Here is a 15,300-nt window from a genome sequence, read left to right on the forward strand (position 1 = left end):
GCGACAGCTGCTTTTTTCATTCATTCCATATGTTGAAAGCGATCGACGTCTGCAGCCAGTTCTTCGTAAATCGTCTCGACGATTTGTGCATCATCGAAGAGCCCGAGGACGTTATCGTCCGGTAAGGCGTCAACAGGAGACGTGAAGTACAGAACGGCCGTCAACAACAATTGTTCCTGTTCCGCATGCATTTCAAATTTTTTCTGATAGAGAGCACGAAGCATTTCAAGCAGTTGTTTTAATTGAAAATAAAGGACGAGTTCTGCCTCGCGTTCGATGTCCGAGCTTTCTGTAGACGCGATATCTTGCGTCAAGTGCGCAAGTCCGACTTCTGCTCGAACTAACAATTCTTGTTGTGCTTTTTCATCCCCAACGAGGTCGAGTGCCTGTCGGTGAAAATACGTATAAGCCGATTTAAAATCTCCGGGTGTAAATTCCATGGTGATGTCTCCTTCTATTCTCCTTCTAGTTTCGCCTTATTTCTTGCAAAATTGCAACTATTTCGTGAAAATAAAGATACAAGAAAGGGGATTACATAATGCCGACACAAGCAGAATTACAACAATACGCGTCTTTAGCCGTGCGTACTGGAATTAATCTACAACCAGGACAACAACTCGAGGTGCGTGCAGGAATCGAAAATTTGCCGCTCGTTCGTGAAATCACGCGTGTTGCCTACGAAGTAGGAGCTACGCAAGTATACGTACAATGGTCAGATGATGAGATGACGAAAATCCGTTATTTCGATGCACCGGAAGAGTCGTTTGATACGTTCCCGGATTGGTTAAAAGCACGTTACGACCAACTGGCAGAGGAAAAGACAGCGTTCTTATCGGTCGTCAGTGAAGATCCAGATTTATTGAATGGCGTTGATTCAAGTCGAATCGCACGTGCGAATAAAGCAGCCGGTGTCGCTCTCGCTAATTGGCGGAAGTTCGTCGTGAGTGACAATGTCAGCTGGTGTGTCGTAGCAGCACCTTCTGAAAGCTGGGCGAAGAAAGTATTCCCTGATTCAAGTGAGCCAGTTGAAGAGCTCTGGTCAGCTATTTTAAAAGCAACACGTGCCGATCAAGCGGATCCGGTCACTGCATGGGCGGATCACGATCAAAATCTGCGTTCAAAAGCAAAATTCCTGACAGAGAAGAAATACAAAACATTGCACTACACAGCCCCAGGAACAGAATTATCAATCGAATTACCAGAACGTCACGTTTGGTTAGGTGGCGGTGGTCCGAATGCAGATGGTGTTGATTTCATCGCGAATCTGCCGACAGAAGAAGTGTTCACGTTACCGAAAAAGACAGGCGTCAACGGGCATGTCTCGAGCACAAAACCACTTAGCTATAGTGGGAACTTGATTGATGAGTTCACACTCTGGTTCGAGAACGGAAAAATCGTTAAAGCGGAAGCAAAACAGGGTCAAGAAGCATTAGATGACTTGATTTCACTTGATGAAGGTGCACGTTATCTCGGAGAAGTTGCGCTCGTACCACACCGTTCGCCGATTTCTGACTCGGGTATCCTATTCTATAATACATTGTTCGATGAAAATGCTTCATGCCACTTAGCGATTGGTCGTGCGTACTCGACATGTCTCGAAAATGGTCCAAGCCTTTCAGCAGAAGAACTAGAAGCACAGGGTGCAAACGACTCGATGACGCATGTCGACTTCATGATTGGATCCGCGGATCTATCGATTGAAGGAGAACTTGCAGACGGAACGCGTGAATCAGTCATGCGTGACGGAAACTGGTCGATCTAAACGAACAAAAAGGTGAGTCCGAATACGGAGCTCACCTTTTTCGTAAAATGATTGATTATGCTTCTTCACCGATGATTTTCACTTCTGTCTCAAGTAAGATACCGAATTTTTCTTGAACGGTTTCTTGGACATGACGAATGAGCGCGATATAGTCGGATGCTGATGCATTCTCGACGTTGACGATGAAGCCAGCGTGTTTCTTCGACACTTCAGCGCCACCGATGCGTGTTCCCTGTAAGTTGCTATCTTGAATCAGTTTCCCTGCAAAATAGCCTTCTGGACGTTTAAAGACGCTACCACAAGAAGGATATTCGAGTGGTTGTTTCGTTTCTCGCTTATGCGTCAAATCATCCATGACTTCCTTGATTAGTGCTGGGTCACCCTCTGTTAAGGCAAACCGACCTTCGAGGATGATATATTCTTTCTTCGAGAAGCAACTTGTCCGGTATCCCAGTTCGAGTTCATCATGCGAAATGTTTAACAGTTCTCCTTGTCGTGTCAATACAGTAGCGCTATGGAGACAATCCTTAACTTCACCACCGTATGCTCCCGCATTCATGATCAATGCGCCACCAATCGTTCCTGGAATCCCACAAGCGAATTCAAGACCGCTGAGCTGATGCGCGTAAGCTACACGTGAAGCTTCGATGATTGCTGCGCCACTTTGAGCGACGAGTTCATGTCCTTCGACCGAGATATCGGTTAACTTCTCAAAGGAGAGGACAATGCCGCGGATGCCACCATCACGAACGACAAGATTCGATCCGTTTCCAAGCAACGTCAAGGGAATACCTTGTTCGTGAGCATATCGGACGACAAAAGCCGTTTCTTCATAAGAAGTTGGGATGATGAATAAATCCGCGATTCCTCCCATTTTAGTATACGTATGATATTTTAACGGTTCATTGATTAGTACGGACTCTTTTGAAATGCCTTCATACAGTCCCGTCATTACTTGTTCAGTCATTATGGTCTCAGTCCTTTTCGTGAATTCCTACCCAGCGCTCATGCGCTCAAAATATATTTTAACATTAATCGTGCGGTCGTTGTTCAACATACTGTTCCCAAAATACCGACTTATGCCGGGAATTGCAAGCACTAGGGAGTGAATGTCATCGATTAGTAATGAAAAATGTCACAGGGAAAGCAGGATCAGGAAGAGGAATGAAGCGAAAAGAACTCGGGAAAAGAGAAGTATAGAAGGAGGCGATGACGATGGAAAGTGAACGTTTATGGATGCGACCGTTCGAAGAAGAGGATTTCAGTTTTTATAAGTCGCTTGTCCAAAATGAGCAAGTTATGCGTTATATCAATGGAGGTACGGCTCTGAGTGAAGATGAAGCACGAGAGTGGTTCGAACGGCAATTGGAGCGATACTCGGATGAACGACAAACTGGTTTTTTGCTGTTATTCAAAAAAAGAAACGAATGAACCGATTGGTTTCGCTGGGTTATTGATGCAGGAAGTGGATGGAAAAGAAGAGTTAGAAGTCGGTTATTGGCTCGAACCGAAGCACTGGAAAGTCGGTTATGGTCGTGAAGCAGCGAAACAACTAATGATGGAGGGGTTCAATCGAGGGCATGATCGAATCATCTCAATCATTCATCCTGATAATCGTGCTTCGCAAAATGTTGCTCGTGCAAACGGGCTGAATTGGGAAAAAGATACGATTTTTAGAGGTATTCCCGTCACGATCTACGCAGGACAATTATCACGACTTTGTCGTAACTAAAGAGGAGAGCTTTTTATGTACGAATTTGAATTCAAGTCTTTTCATCACATGACACCTGATACCTTATATGCACTTTTAAAATTACGAACGGATATCTTCGTCGTTGAGCAGGAGTGTGCGTATCCGGAGCTAGATGATCAAGATCAACAAGCGACACACCTAATCGTACGGAGTGAGAGCGGTCAAATCGTCGGATGTCTTCGGATATACGATCATCCGACAAAAGGAATAGCGATTGGACGGGTAGCCGTTCACCATGCACACCGGTCGGTTGGGTTAGCAAGACAAATGATGGAGAAAGCGATGGTTCATTTGCAGAAAGAAGCTGCGATCTACTTACAGGCACAAGCACACCTAGAAGGGTTTTACGGGTCGTTTGGTTTCGAAACCGTATCCGAACCTTATTTAGAAGATGATATTCCACATGTGGACATGCAGTTTCACGTAAAGGATTCGAAAAAAGACTTCACGTCGACGATCGATGAACCGATGAATAAGTAGAATGAACTTTTCTCGGAGGTGGATCAGTCATGAAGAAAGTGCTGGTCATTTTCGCTCTTAGTCTAATCGGTATCCTATCTTTAGGAGTGGGTATTTCGTATGCTCAATTGCAGGGAAATTATCGTGACTCTGAAAAAGAATTGATGACGATTTTAGAGCGGCAACATGATTTGTCAGCTTCCTCCTTTCTTGAAGTACGCGCATCATTCTCTTTACGACATCGACAAATCATACACGTTCGACTTCGGGGTGAACCTGCCATCACATACGAGTTCATTCAACCAAAGGATGAAATCGAATATCTGGGGTCTGTCGGAACAAGTGTTGAAAAGACAGGAAAACAAGATGCCGTCTTTCGAAATACTCATCTAAAAGTCGGTAAAAAATAAAAAATGGAGAATCTTCCTGAAACGCCGGAAGATTCTCCATTTTTTACTTTCAAGACGATAGGATATTGCGTACACTACGAAGAGATACTGGAATGAGGAGGTCGAGGGAATCATGTGGAAACCCTTTATAAAAAATCAATCAATTGCACCGGCGTTACAAGCCTTCCGGGAGCTTGACATCGAAATGTTTCGGACACATGTTGCCCAACTGAACGATGCGGAACAACAGGCCTTACAATTCATTAAGCGTGCGCTAGAGCAGGATTCACCTGCTCATTTAAAAATAGCGCTCGAAATGAAACAACCACTCGTCGAGGTCGATCGTCTGTTTCAAACACTCGTCACTTGTCAAAATCGTCAGCAGTTACTCGAAATGTTGCTAGCATACGGTCTGGACGTCAATCAAGTCTATACACTTGAAGGGCATCGCTCGATCGTCCGCCAACCTCTTCACTTTCCGGTAGGTCTATATGCGGCGCGCCATTCAGAGTTATGGGCACTTGTTGCTGAAAAGCTGGACGTTACTTATACGATGCATCTTCAACGCAGTGATCAATTCATGGAGACGCATGAATTGAATCTGCTTGATCTCGTCTTATTGCTCGATATAGAAGAGGAGTTGACGATTCGAGTGCTTGATCAGCTGTGCGAATGCAAGGCGACCGTTGGACTTGCAGAACGATTACAACGTCCCGCTTCACCATTGTTGCTAAAGACGATTGAGGCGGATGCCTATTTGCCGACGTTTGTTTATGCTAAACATTATGTCCCGTTTTATGCGCTGATTGGACGACAAACCATACTGTTCCAATCTTTATTGAACCGCGTGATGCAAGCATCCATTGCGTCTGAAATTATTGAAGATGCCTTGCTTGCTTTTCATAATCACCAACCCGGACTTGCCTTGACATGGGGAGATGCCTATATCGAACAGTTATACGAGATGGGGCTAGTGCTTCGTAAAACGGGTCATGTTGATTTTCGGGAAATGGATGCGGAGTATGTGTTGCCTGAATACAAGGGAATCGTCAATCGCCTAAATGATTAATGGAGGTGGATCCGTACTGAACGTATGCCAATGAGAGGTTAACTGGATATCGCAAAACATCGAGGGGTGATACAGGCGTAGTACATCTTGTTGTGTGGATAGAAAAGATACTTCAAACGTTTGGATGTTTGCGCGTCGTAATTTTTCTTGAAATGTATGAAGGATACGGCTACCGTATCCTTGACGTCTCAGCTCAGGTAGGCACGTAATTTCAAGAAGACGGATATTTTGTCCCTGCTTTTGAAATAATAGTGTACCGACAATCAGTTGCTTATCATAGACTAGGTAAGGAATCGCTTTTCGGTGAATCAACTTGTCTAAATCAGATACCTGATAAGGAAAAAAGTGATGTGTTCCTCGAATGGCATCGTTACGAAGTGCGAGATAAGTATCTTGATTCTGTGCATGAACAGCTTTCAAACGCAGCGTAGCAGGCTGTCCTTCTGAGAGTCCAATTAAACGAAACTGTTCGGCATATAAACTATAACCAAGCTCTTTCCAAATCGAAGTTAGAGAAAGATCATGCGGCGGGGACACTTGTACATGAATATGCCGACATCCTTGTCGAACGGCATGTAAGTGTAGCAAAATAGCCAGACGACGAAAGGCTTTGATATCGTGAAAGGCACCGTTTATAAAGTGAACGATGTCATGCACGACATGATATCCAAGCGTCGCTTTCACCTGACCGGATTCGAGGTAGACCCATTGACAATCTTCAAGCGGCTGAAAAAATGAAAAATCAGATGCCTTTTGATGGTGCTGTAGAAGTTGATGGACGTGTCGCCTTTGAACATGAGACAATTGATTGTAATACACAATAGGCAAATTAAGTTCCTCCTTTAGCAAAGTGAAGTTGAAAATATCTTGCTTTTATATTACAGGAAATAAAAGGTATTTATATCTTCTATTTCAAACAAAAAGTAGATGGATTCCTGAAGATAAGAAAGAATCGAGGCAAAATTATCATGAAGTATCTCTGGATCGTCATCGGTTTATCGGGCTGGTTACTCAGCGCGGATACATTGGTAGCCGAAGCACGTGATTACGATGAACCGGGTGTAAGCAGTTCGACGACATATGGCAATTATGGCGCGGAGGATCATATCATCGTTGATCGGAAGGAACCGATTTATGAAGGATTCGATTCACCGAACGACATGGCATTTCTATTCGCTTGTATTGCACTACTCGCAACAGTCGGACTTGGCATCGTCAATGCCTCCGATTGAAATGAATCTGACTAATAAAAGGCAAGTGACGATGGATTCGTCACTTGCCTTTTATTGTCTACTACGTGTGAACAAGAAGAATCTACTCTTAGAAATGAATTCGTTTTTTTCGACCAACGCGTGCCATTCGTTCGTGTTCTTGTTCGAGTCCAGCGCGTTCGAGGAGATCAAGGTAATAGCGAAACGGAGTCGAGCGATGCGAAAAATATGGGATATATTCTGTGAACAGCATCGTTTCCGCTCGTTCTAACGCGCGTAGGGAAATGAGGGCATGTAGCTCTGCGAAACGAATTTCTTGATAGGTGGATAAAGCGTCCGCATCAATCCGAACATGCGATTGTAGTTTTTTTGCATGCGCATTCAAGCAATGGATGTATGCTTCTTGATGTTCTGGTTTCTCGCAATGAGCAAGTACGGCAAGCAAAAGATCACTGCGCTCAGTATCGACGTCCATCGGAACCTTCAACGCTGTATAGAGGGCGCGTTCCATCCATTCGACACCATGACTATCATTTTTATAATAGCCGACTAATTCTTGAAAAAAGTCGACTTGCGAGACTTTCAATAATCGAAACGGATCATTACTTAAAAATAAAGGTTCTTCCCCGGCAGCCGACGAAAGAAGAAAGAAAAATTCCTCAAAGGCAATCCGGGTTCCGTTTTTACGATGAGCATAATGGCGTAAATGCTTCAACAGACGTTTTGCGGTGATATACCAATTCTTTTGTTCGCGAAGCGGTACGATCGGATTCGGCTCAAGGTACTGGAGATCGTATGCTAATTGAATAAACCGTTCCGTCTGAGCAATCGTCTGTTCGACGGTCGGTTGTTCCTGTTCTTTTTGCAAATCCTTATACTTCATGAACTGTGTCAACATGGCGTCAAACTCTTTCTCTTCGATGACTTGTCTCGGGAGTTGACGATAGATTTCGACGATGATATCGCGAAGGGTCGTATCGCCATATTGTTCTAGTAAGAGTCGCAGTTTCCGTATTCTCATGATCGCCCTCCTTCGCAAGAAAAGCACAGTACAACACTATTCATTTCCCGCTTTTTTCATAAACCGAACCTCTTCATTTGCGCTTTTTAGTCAGAGACGACTATCTTAAATAAGAAGACTCATTACAGAAGGGGACGATTACACATGAATGAAACCATTGAACATTTACTCAACCACCGGTCAATCCGGAAATTCAAACAACATCAATTAGACGAAGAGACGATTGAAGCACTCATAAAAGCCGCACAGGCTGCCTCGACATCTTCTTATCAGCAAGCTTATGCCATTATCGGTGTCGAAGACGAAGGATTGAAGCGACAATTAGTTGACGTTGCAAGTGGTCAACAATATGTGGCAGAAAACAGTTACTTCTTTGTCTTTTGTATGGATTACCACAAACATACGTTAGCGGCAGAACTAGCAGGAGGCGACGTTAGCCGGACGATCGAGACGACAGAAGCGCTTGTTGTAGGGGCTGTCGATGCGGGACTCGCTGCTCAAAATTTAGTCGTAGCTGCCGAGTCGCTCGGCTACGGAACGGTCTACATCGGTTCACTGCGAAATGATGCCCGTCGTGTCAGCGAACTCTTACAACTTCCAGATCACGTCGTACCATTATTTGGAGTCGCGGTCGGTCTTCCGGATCAACAACCCGGTAAAAAACCCCGCCTTCCGATGGATGCGGTCTTCCACCGGAATACGTATACTGATGACGATACGATGCGTGAGTTACTGACAGGATACGAAGAGTCAACGTCATCGTATTACGGAGAACGGACCGGTGGTCAACGGACAGAAGGGTGGGTCAAACAGATGGCTGCCTCGATGCACGAACCGAAACGGACGTATCTCCGCGAATTCTTGAAAGAGAAACAGATCGCAAAAGATTGATACGGAGGTATCTGAATGGCAGAACATCAACCACACCGCTCTCGCTTGGAGCGACGACGTATGCAGTTAGAAGAGCAAGCTAGACAAGAAGAGCAGGCTAGGCGAGAAGAAGCTTTTTCGAAAGCATACGCGCCGGACGAATCATTTTCTCAAGAATCCTTTGAGAAGCAGCAAGAACCGGCTACGTATCATCGATATGTCGAAGAGCAACCGCGAGATCGAAAAAGTACATCGCGTCGTTCCGGGAGCGGCATGCTTAAACAGGTCGCACAGATGATCGGGGGTGCCGGATCACGGTTGTTTGCTAATCGGGATCGCTCGAGACGCTCGAGGGAGGCGGGGCGATCAGAGCAATCGGTACAGCAGACTCCTGACGTTTCTTCACGAGAAGCTCATCCTAAAAAAATCAAGAAAAAACATCGTGTTAAACGAAAGCTTCTTGGACTATTTTTATTGTTGCTCATCGCATTCGTTCTTTTTGCCTCACAACCGTTCACGTTCTTATTGATCGGAAGTGATGCACGACCTGGAGAATCGTTGCGAGGATCACGTTCGGACTCTCTGTCGGTCATGCAATTCGTTCCACTTTCTCGAACGATTCAGTTGACGTCGATTCCTCGAGACACGTATACACCGATTTCCTGTGAGAATGGAAAGAAGGATAAAATCACACATGCCTTTGCCTTCGGTGGAGAAGAATGTACGCAAGATGCTGTTTCGGGTCTACTCGATGAAGAAATCGATGGAAAAATTGTCATCTCCTTCGATAGTTTCATCGGATTAGTGGATCAAATCGGCGGAATTGACCTGGTCTCGACAGGAACGTTCTCCGAGCAGGATGCGAGTGGGAAAGCAAATCAGTATTCATTCCAAAAAGGGAAGGAATACCATATGGATGGTGCGATGGCACTTGCCTATTCGAGACATCGAAAAACGGATAATGACGGAGCGCGCGCGAATCGTCAGTCGGAAGTCATCCAAGCCGTCGCGACACATTTGATGAAGCCGACTGGATGGTCGAAAATTCCAGCAGCGCATACGTATATGAAAGAAGAGATGAACCTTGATTTAAGTGTCCGCGAGATGGCGACGGCAGGTTTATCGATTGCCTTGATGTCAGAACGAAAACATTATGAAATCGAAGCCGTCAGCCAACGACTGAACGGGATTTTCTATGATTTACCAAATGAGAAGGCACTGCAAGAATTACGTGATCAGCTTGATACGACGTTTTATGGCACATTGAAGAACTAAGGGGGAGGGGTTTCCTTCCGGTCATTGCGGGTATAAATTGATGTACGTTGCTCCTTTGGTGGATTGTTTTAGGTTATCTCTGAAATGATGATTTTGGACATGATATCATGACATTCCACGAAGGTGACTAACTTATCGAGGAGGGACCCCCCATATGAAAGTACTAGTCGTAGGTGCATCCGGTACGATTGGAGCGCGCGTCGTCAAATCGCTTGCCAAGGGTCATCAGGTCACGGTCATCGTTCGTCATGAACATCTGGTGGAACGATTCGAAAAACTCGGTGTCAAGGCGCATTACGTCGATATCGAAACAGAACTCGAAAAAGTCATTGAGCACGGAGTCGCAGGGCAGGATGCAGTCATTTGTGCGGCTACCGCAGGAGTAGGCGGCGAAGCAACCGAAATAGAACTGCTGGATCGAACAGTCGCTTTGAAAACAATTGATGCAGCTAAAAAGGCACGCGTACGTCATTTCGTTCTACTGAGCGCTTATGGTGCAGATCGCCCCGAGCAATTCAAGAAAGATGTCTATCCGTTCTATGCTGCTAAGAATGCAGCAGAGGAGCAGATTGAACATAGTGGTTTGACGTATACGATCATTTGTCCGGTTGCCATCACAACAGGTGAAGGGCGTGGCTTGATTGAAGCCGATGAAGATTTGAAGGACACGAAGGACGCGACGATTTCGGAAACGGATGTCGCATCGATTCTCGTTGCTTCTGTCGATAATCGATCAGTATTCAATCGACGTCTAGAAGTCAAGGAAGGGAAGACCTCCTTGAATGAGGCCCTAGGGGGAGCGGAAGCTGTCGGTAGCGTTAAAGATAACCGTCAAGTCAAAAAACAATTACCACGTTTTAACTAACTGTTTGTCTCGTTAAAATGTGAATTCTCTAAAATGAAGCGAACTCTTTCTGCATATAAGGCGGAAGAGTTCGCTTTTTTGTTGATAAAAGTAGATAGTCGAAAAGAGGAAGTCTGCTACACTGAACAAAGAAGGAGGGGGTTAGATGTGAAAAAACCGTTGATCTATCTGATCCTAGCGATTGCTATTATCGGCATTGCCTATCAAAGTTATCAAACATATGATGCGAAACAAAAAAAAGTGGAGCAACAACAAAAACAAGTATCACAAGGTGGTCTTGAAGTAGGGATGAAAGCCCCGAATCTATCCTTACGTCAAGAAGGAAAAACCATCAATCTAGACGAAATCAATCATGATGTCTTTGTCATTAATTTTTGGGCAACATGGTGTCCGCCTTGTAAACAAGAGATTCCAGAACTAAATGCCTTTGCAAGACATACAGATGTACCGGTTTACGGGATCAATGTCACGACTTCAGAGCGACGTGTTTCGGATGTTGCTGATTTTCTGAAGAAAACACCTGTTGAATATCCTGTATTATATGATCGACAAGGAACATCAGAGGATGCCTATCGTCTCGTAGCAATGCCAGCTACTTATGTATTAGACCGCCAAGGGACGATTCTTGCAAAACACGTCGGTCCTGTGACGGAACAGATGTTAAAAGAGATGGTGAAACGAACAGGAGGATGACTATGGAACTCCTATGCGACAACTGCTCCTTTCAACAAACATTTCAACTCGGTCAACTGGATGGCTGGCCATCGTTTCCTGCTGTTTTGACGCAAGGGGTCGAAGCGTTCATGACAGGACTTCCGCTTTGGTTCGTACCGTCGATGCATGAACCGATTTTACAGCGGGCATATGTAGACGACTGGAATCGTTTTCGATTAATCCAGCATTATCAGTTGCATCAAGAACAATTAGCAGATGAGTGGGTACCACATCAATTGGATTTATATCATTGTCCGACCTGTCACCGATTTTCGAATCGATTTTGGTGTGCTCTATTTTTGCAACTGGATATCGTTCAACCACTTTATGAATGTCCGCATGATCAGACGATGTTAGAACGAATCGAAATATCCGACATTGATCAGTTTCCCTGTCCCTCCTGTCGCCATCACGCCTTATATGTTCGTAGATAAAACAAAAAGCCATTCGTTTCATGAAAGACTGATGAGAGAAGTTCCTTCTCTATAGTCAATGCATGACATCGAATGGCTTTTTATCGATCATCAACCCATTTGCCGAAACGAAAATGTTTGAAAGGAAGAGGGTGATGAATTACTAACATCTAGCGTATAAGTCGTGCCGTCAAAGATAATCATATCGCCTAATCGTGCTTCAGGTGGTAAATAACGTCGTGGAATGAAACTTGAACCATTTTCCCATAGTAGGACAGCATATTTGCCATCAAGTCGCTCCAGCGTACCACGTTTGATCATATTAACTCCTCCCACAATTACATCGAAGTCATTCCTCGGTCGACCAGGAATGTACTCTCTCTCTATCATTCTCTGTAATTTTTATTCTTATGTTTGGTATATTCCCAGTTCATTTCATCTTTACACATGATTCTTTAAAAAAACGCGATTCCAAGCCATTTTCGTCTTAAATCGGACGTATTTAACAGGAAATAAAGAAGATAGTGGTCAGAAAAAAGACCCGATAGGACATATCGGATCTTTAATATGAAATAGACTCAAGAAGCGAGAGATTGTTTTGTTTCGATTTTCGTTGGACGAAGAAATGCGAGTAAAAACGTAAATAATGGTGAAAGGAGTAAAAAGAATGCGAATGGAACGTATGCTGTTACTGGGACACCGAGTGTCGAAGCGAAGAACGCCCCAGAAACACCCCACGGAATAAGGGGATTGATAAGTGTTCCGCCATCCTCGAGTGAACGAGAGAGGAAACGTGGATCAATCTGACGCTTTTCAAAGATTTTCTTAAATGCTTGACCCGGAAGCAAGATGGACAAGTATTGTTCCCCAGCCATCAAGTTTACGCCGATAGACGACAAGGCGACGGATGAAATGATGCTACCATCACGTTTTAGTTTAGAAACGGTCCGTTCAATGACCACGTCAATGACACCGATACCTCGCAAGACGCCACCGAAGGCAAGTGCGAGCATAACGAGCGAAACCGACCACATCATCGATTGCAATCCACCTTTACTAATGATGGATGTAACCGTCTCACTAGAAGATTCTAGTTTTAATCCGTTCTGAATGACGGTCATCCAGTTCGAGATATTCCAGTTTCCTTGTACAATGCCTGTTAATAACAATCCACTTAAAACACCAGCAACAAGTGTTGGGACGACCGGCATTTTACGTAATGCTAACACCATGACGAGCAACGGTGAAAGCAATGTCCAAGGTGACAAGTCAAATAAACGAGCTAACTCTTGTTGTGTCGTTTGAACAGCAGACGAATCGACATTTCCACTACTACGTCCGAAGATGAAGAACAAGATGAACGTGATCGTGATAGCGGGAATCGTTGTTCCCATCATGAAACGAATATGATCGAACACAGACACATTGACGATTCCTGGAGCGAAATTCGTCGTATCTGATAAAGGTGACATCTTATCTCCGAAACAGGCACCGCTGATGATGGCACCTGCTGCAAGTGCTGGATTAACGCCTAGTGCGATTGCGATTCCCATCAAGGCAACACCAACCGTACCAATCGTCGTAAAGGAGCTACCTGTAAAGGTCGAGACGACCATCGCAATCAAAAGAGCGCTCGGTGCGAACCAAGTCGCTGAAAGTGTAGATAAACCAAAATGGAGAAGGGTCGGCACTGCGCCACTCATCATCCAGACCGCAATTGTCATACCGACGAGCAACATGATCAAGATCGGTTTGATCGCTTCCCGAATACCTTGAATCATGTGGTGTTCGACGTCCTCGAACTTAAAACCGCGGTAAACGGCATATCCTGAGACGAAAATAAGACTGGACAAGATGGCAAGATGCGGTTCGGCTTTAGCACCGAATAACGCGGACAATAAGATGATGATACTGATTCCTAGGATAGCTGCGGATTCACGGAATGACATGCGCATGCTTCCACCTCCTTAATATGAATATGAAAGTATGTTAACTCTCTGTTACTAACACGCTTTTATGCACAAAAGCATTGAACAAACGTAATACTAACGAATATTCTGGATGGCGTCAACCATAAGAGTTTCTATGAAAAATATAAAAAAACAAAAATGTGACGATTTTTTGTCGTAAACGCTTTCTTTTTTAGTTCAAATCTTGCACAATAAGAAGTATCAAATGACATTTTTGTGAACGATGAGGAGGATACATATGTTTACATTGATTTTTGTAGTAGTCGTCGCGATTATGGGTGCAGGCGTATTTGGGATTGATCATCTCGTAGCGCAACGTGCGGAAAAGCGTTAAGTAGATGCATGTAAAAGAAGCGTTGAAGGGACTGTCTTATAAAAGACAATCGCTTCAACGCTTCTTTTTTTGTATAAAAACTAATAAAAATTCAATTGACAGTATAAATATACATATGTTTAAATCGGTATAACATTCTTTGAAGGGGAGCGTACAGATATGAAATGTACCATTATCGGAGCAACAGGATATACCGGAATTGAACTGATTCGCCTGCTAGAAGCACATCCTTCATTTGAGATCGTCTGTTTAATGAGTGACTCGATGGCAGGGGAATTCATGCATGATGTATTCCCATTCATGAATAAAAAAACATATTCCTCGTTATCTTCCTTTTCGGTCGAGCATTTGATGGAAACCGAGACAGACATGGTGTTCTTAGCGACACCGAGTGGGATTTCGAAGCATTACTTAGAACAACTTCAAAATTGGTCCGGTTATGTCATTGATTTGAGTGGCGATTTGAGACTTCCATCTGAAGCATATGCAGCGTGGTATGACAAGGAACCAATTGATCTCCAGTTACAACAAAGAGCAACTTATGGATTACCAGAATGGAATCGTCAAGCTGTTGCATCGAGCAAATGGATTGCGAATCCGGGCTGTTACGCGACAGCAGTTTTGCTCGGACTGACACCATTCTTAAAAGAGAAAAAAATCGATCCATCTCAAATCATCATTCAAGCTTCTTCTGGTCTAACGGGGGCTGGCAAAACGTTAACGGCACAAACGCATCATGTCCATTCCAGCGAAAACGTTCGTTTGTATAAAGTGAATCAGCATCAGCACATTCCGGAAATTGAGCAGGCGCTTTTCGAATGGACTGGATCATCGGATCCGATTACGTTCTCGACCCAACTACTACCGATCAATCGAGGCATCATGGCGATTATGACAGTCCAGCCGTTGATCGATTTATCGGAAGCGGAGTGGCGATCCTGGTTGATTGACCAGTATGCAACGGAACCATTCGTCCGAATCCAACAGGCTGATCCGGAAATTAAGTCCGTCGTCGGGAGTAATCATTGTGATTTGACCGTCTATAAGGATGATCGGACAGGGCGCGTGACCATCGTTTCAGTCATCGATAACATGCAAAAAGGAGCTGCCGGACAAGCCGTTCAAAATGCCAACATTTTAGCAGGATTTGATGAAATGTCTGGTCTGACCCAACAACCGATCTATATTTAAATAC

General features: G+C 44.3%; 19 protein-coding genes. 13 read left to right on the top strand and 6 right to left on the bottom strand.

Annotated elements, in window-relative coordinates:
* Positions 1 to 20: 20 nt before the first annotated feature.
* Positions 21 to 440 (bottom strand): YkvA family protein, encoded by a 420-nt coding sequence (locus P401_RS0100805; protein WP_029340822.1) that lies wholly within the window; start codon positions 438 to 440, stop codon positions 21 to 23.
* 98 nt (positions 441 to 538) lie between these two features.
* Here P401_RS0100805 and P401_RS0100810 point away from each other — a divergent pair, with 98 nt between their 5' ends.
* Positions 539 to 1,762, top strand: coding sequence for an aminopeptidase (locus tag P401_RS0100810; RefSeq protein ID WP_029340823.1), 1,224 nt, complete (start codon positions 539 to 541; stop codon positions 1,760 to 1,762).
* A gap of 55 nt (positions 1,763 to 1,817) precedes the next feature.
* Here the strand turns inward: P401_RS0100810 and murB are convergent, their stop codons facing one another.
* Positions 1,818 to 2,729 (bottom strand): UDP-N-acetylmuramate dehydrogenase, encoded by a 912-nt coding sequence (murB, locus tag P401_RS0100815; RefSeq protein WP_029340824.1) that lies wholly within the window; start codon positions 2,727 to 2,729, stop codon positions 1,818 to 1,820.
* A gap of 248 nt (positions 2,730 to 2,977) precedes the next feature.
* Here murB and P401_RS18755 point away from each other — a divergent pair, with 248 nt between their 5' ends.
* The 5 genes from P401_RS18755 (at position 2,978) to P401_RS0100835 (ending at position 5,432) form a co-directional block, all read left to right on the top strand.
* Positions 2,978 to 3,193 carry a GNAT family N-acetyltransferase gene (locus tag P401_RS18755; RefSeq protein WP_236627055.1) on the top strand — a complete coding sequence of 72 codons (216 nt, stop codon included), beginning with the start codon at positions 2,978 to 2,980 and terminating at the stop codon, positions 3,191 to 3,193.
* Positions 3,144 to 3,494: a GNAT family N-acetyltransferase gene (locus tag P401_RS17415; protein ID WP_236627056.1), complete on the top strand. Its 351-nt coding sequence runs from the start codon at positions 3,144 to 3,146 to the stop codon at positions 3,492 to 3,494. Before P401_RS18755 ends, P401_RS17415 begins: the two co-directional genes overlap by 50 nt.
* A gap of 15 nt (positions 3,495 to 3,509) precedes the next feature.
* The gene (locus tag P401_RS0100825) at positions 3,510 to 3,995 is read left to right on the top strand and encodes a GNAT family N-acetyltransferase (RefSeq protein ID WP_051656213.1); all 486 of its coding nucleotides are present in this window, start codon (positions 3,510 to 3,512) and stop codon (positions 3,993 to 3,995) included.
* Between the two features lie 29 nt (positions 3,996 to 4,024).
* Positions 4,025 to 4,384: a hypothetical protein gene (locus P401_RS0100830; RefSeq protein ID WP_029340826.1), complete on the top strand. Its 360-nt coding sequence runs from the start codon at positions 4,025 to 4,027 to the stop codon at positions 4,382 to 4,384.
* Positions 4,385 to 4,496: 112 nt separating this feature from the next.
* The gene (locus tag P401_RS0100835; RefSeq protein ID WP_029340827.1) at positions 4,497 to 5,432 is read left to right on the top strand and encodes a hypothetical protein; all 936 of its coding nucleotides are present in this window, start codon (positions 4,497 to 4,499) and stop codon (positions 5,430 to 5,432) included.
* Here the strand turns inward: P401_RS0100835 and P401_RS0100840 are convergent.
* Positions 5,421 to 6,251, bottom strand: coding sequence for a GNAT family N-acetyltransferase (locus P401_RS0100840; protein WP_328286320.1), 831 nt, complete (start codon positions 6,249 to 6,251; stop codon positions 5,421 to 5,423). The genes P401_RS0100835 and P401_RS0100840 overlap by 12 nt on opposite strands.
* A 149-nt stretch (positions 6,252 to 6,400) precedes the next feature.
* On the opposite strand from P401_RS0100840, the gene P401_RS0100845 reads away from it, so the two are divergent.
* Positions 6,401 to 6,664 carry a hypothetical protein gene (locus P401_RS0100845; RefSeq protein ID WP_029340829.1) on the top strand — a complete coding sequence of 88 codons (264 nt, stop codon included), beginning with the start codon at positions 6,401 to 6,403 and terminating at the stop codon, positions 6,662 to 6,664.
* A gap of 88 nt (positions 6,665 to 6,752) precedes the next feature.
* Here P401_RS0100845 and P401_RS0100850 read toward each other — a convergent pair whose 3' ends face one another.
* Complete coding sequence (locus tag P401_RS0100850) at positions 6,753 to 7,664, bottom strand: hypothetical protein (RefSeq protein WP_029340830.1); 912 nt, start codon at positions 7,662 to 7,664, stop codon at positions 6,753 to 6,755.
* A gap of 144 nt (positions 7,665 to 7,808) precedes the next feature.
* Here P401_RS0100850 and nfsA point away from each other — a divergent pair, with 144 nt between their 5' ends.
* The 5 genes from nfsA to P401_RS0100875 all read left to right on the top strand — a co-directional run bounded on the left by nfsA (position 7,809) and on the right by P401_RS0100875 (position 11,822).
* Positions 7,809 to 8,555 carry an oxygen-insensitive NADPH nitroreductase gene (gene nfsA, locus P401_RS0100855; RefSeq protein WP_029340831.1) on the top strand — a complete coding sequence of 249 codons (747 nt, stop codon included), beginning with the start codon at positions 7,809 to 7,811 and terminating at the stop codon, positions 8,553 to 8,555.
* A gap of 15 nt (positions 8,556 to 8,570) precedes the next feature.
* Positions 8,571 to 9,809: an LCP family protein gene (locus tag P401_RS0100860; RefSeq protein ID WP_029340832.1), complete on the top strand. Its 1,239-nt coding sequence runs from the start codon at positions 8,571 to 8,573 to the stop codon at positions 9,807 to 9,809.
* A 154-nt stretch (positions 9,810 to 9,963) separates the two neighbouring features.
* Entirely contained in the window at positions 9,964 to 10,674 is a 711-nt protein-coding gene (locus P401_RS0100865; protein ID WP_029340833.1) for an NAD(P)H-binding protein, read from the top strand.
* 147 nt (positions 10,675 to 10,821) lie between these two features.
* The gene (locus P401_RS0100870; RefSeq protein ID WP_029340834.1) at positions 10,822 to 11,367 is read left to right on the top strand and encodes a TlpA family protein disulfide reductase; all 546 of its coding nucleotides are present in this window, start codon (positions 10,822 to 10,824) and stop codon (positions 11,365 to 11,367) included.
* 2 nt (positions 11,368 to 11,369) lie between these two features.
* Complete coding sequence (locus P401_RS0100875) at positions 11,370 to 11,822, top strand: hypothetical protein (RefSeq protein WP_029340835.1); 453 nt, start codon at positions 11,370 to 11,372, stop codon at positions 11,820 to 11,822.
* A gap of 90 nt (positions 11,823 to 11,912) precedes the next feature.
* On the opposite strand, the gene P401_RS0100880 is transcribed toward P401_RS0100875, so the two are convergent.
* Both P401_RS0100880 and nhaC read right to left on the bottom strand, forming a co-directional pair.
* Positions 11,913 to 12,122, bottom strand: coding sequence for a DUF3006 domain-containing protein (locus tag P401_RS0100880; protein ID WP_029340836.1), 210 nt, complete (start codon positions 12,120 to 12,122; stop codon positions 11,913 to 11,915).
* Between the two features lie 257 nt (positions 12,123 to 12,379).
* On the bottom strand, positions 12,380 to 13,756 hold the full coding sequence (nhaC, locus tag P401_RS0100885) for a Na+/H+ antiporter NhaC (protein WP_029340837.1): 1,377 nt from the start codon (positions 13,754 to 13,756) through the stop codon (positions 12,380 to 12,382).
* 508 nt (positions 13,757 to 14,264) lie between these two features.
* On the opposite strand from nhaC, the gene argC reads away from it, so the two are divergent.
* Complete coding sequence (argC, locus tag P401_RS0100895; protein WP_029340838.1) at positions 14,265 to 15,296, top strand: N-acetyl-gamma-glutamyl-phosphate reductase; 1,032 nt, start codon at positions 14,265 to 14,267, stop codon at positions 15,294 to 15,296.
* Positions 15,297 to 15,300: the final 4 nt, after the last annotated feature.

The organism is Exiguobacterium acetylicum DSM 20416, assembly GCF_000702605.1.
In the GTDB taxonomy this organism is placed as follows: domain Bacteria; phylum Bacillota; class Bacilli; order Exiguobacteriales; family Exiguobacteriaceae; genus Exiguobacterium_A; species Exiguobacterium_A acetylicum.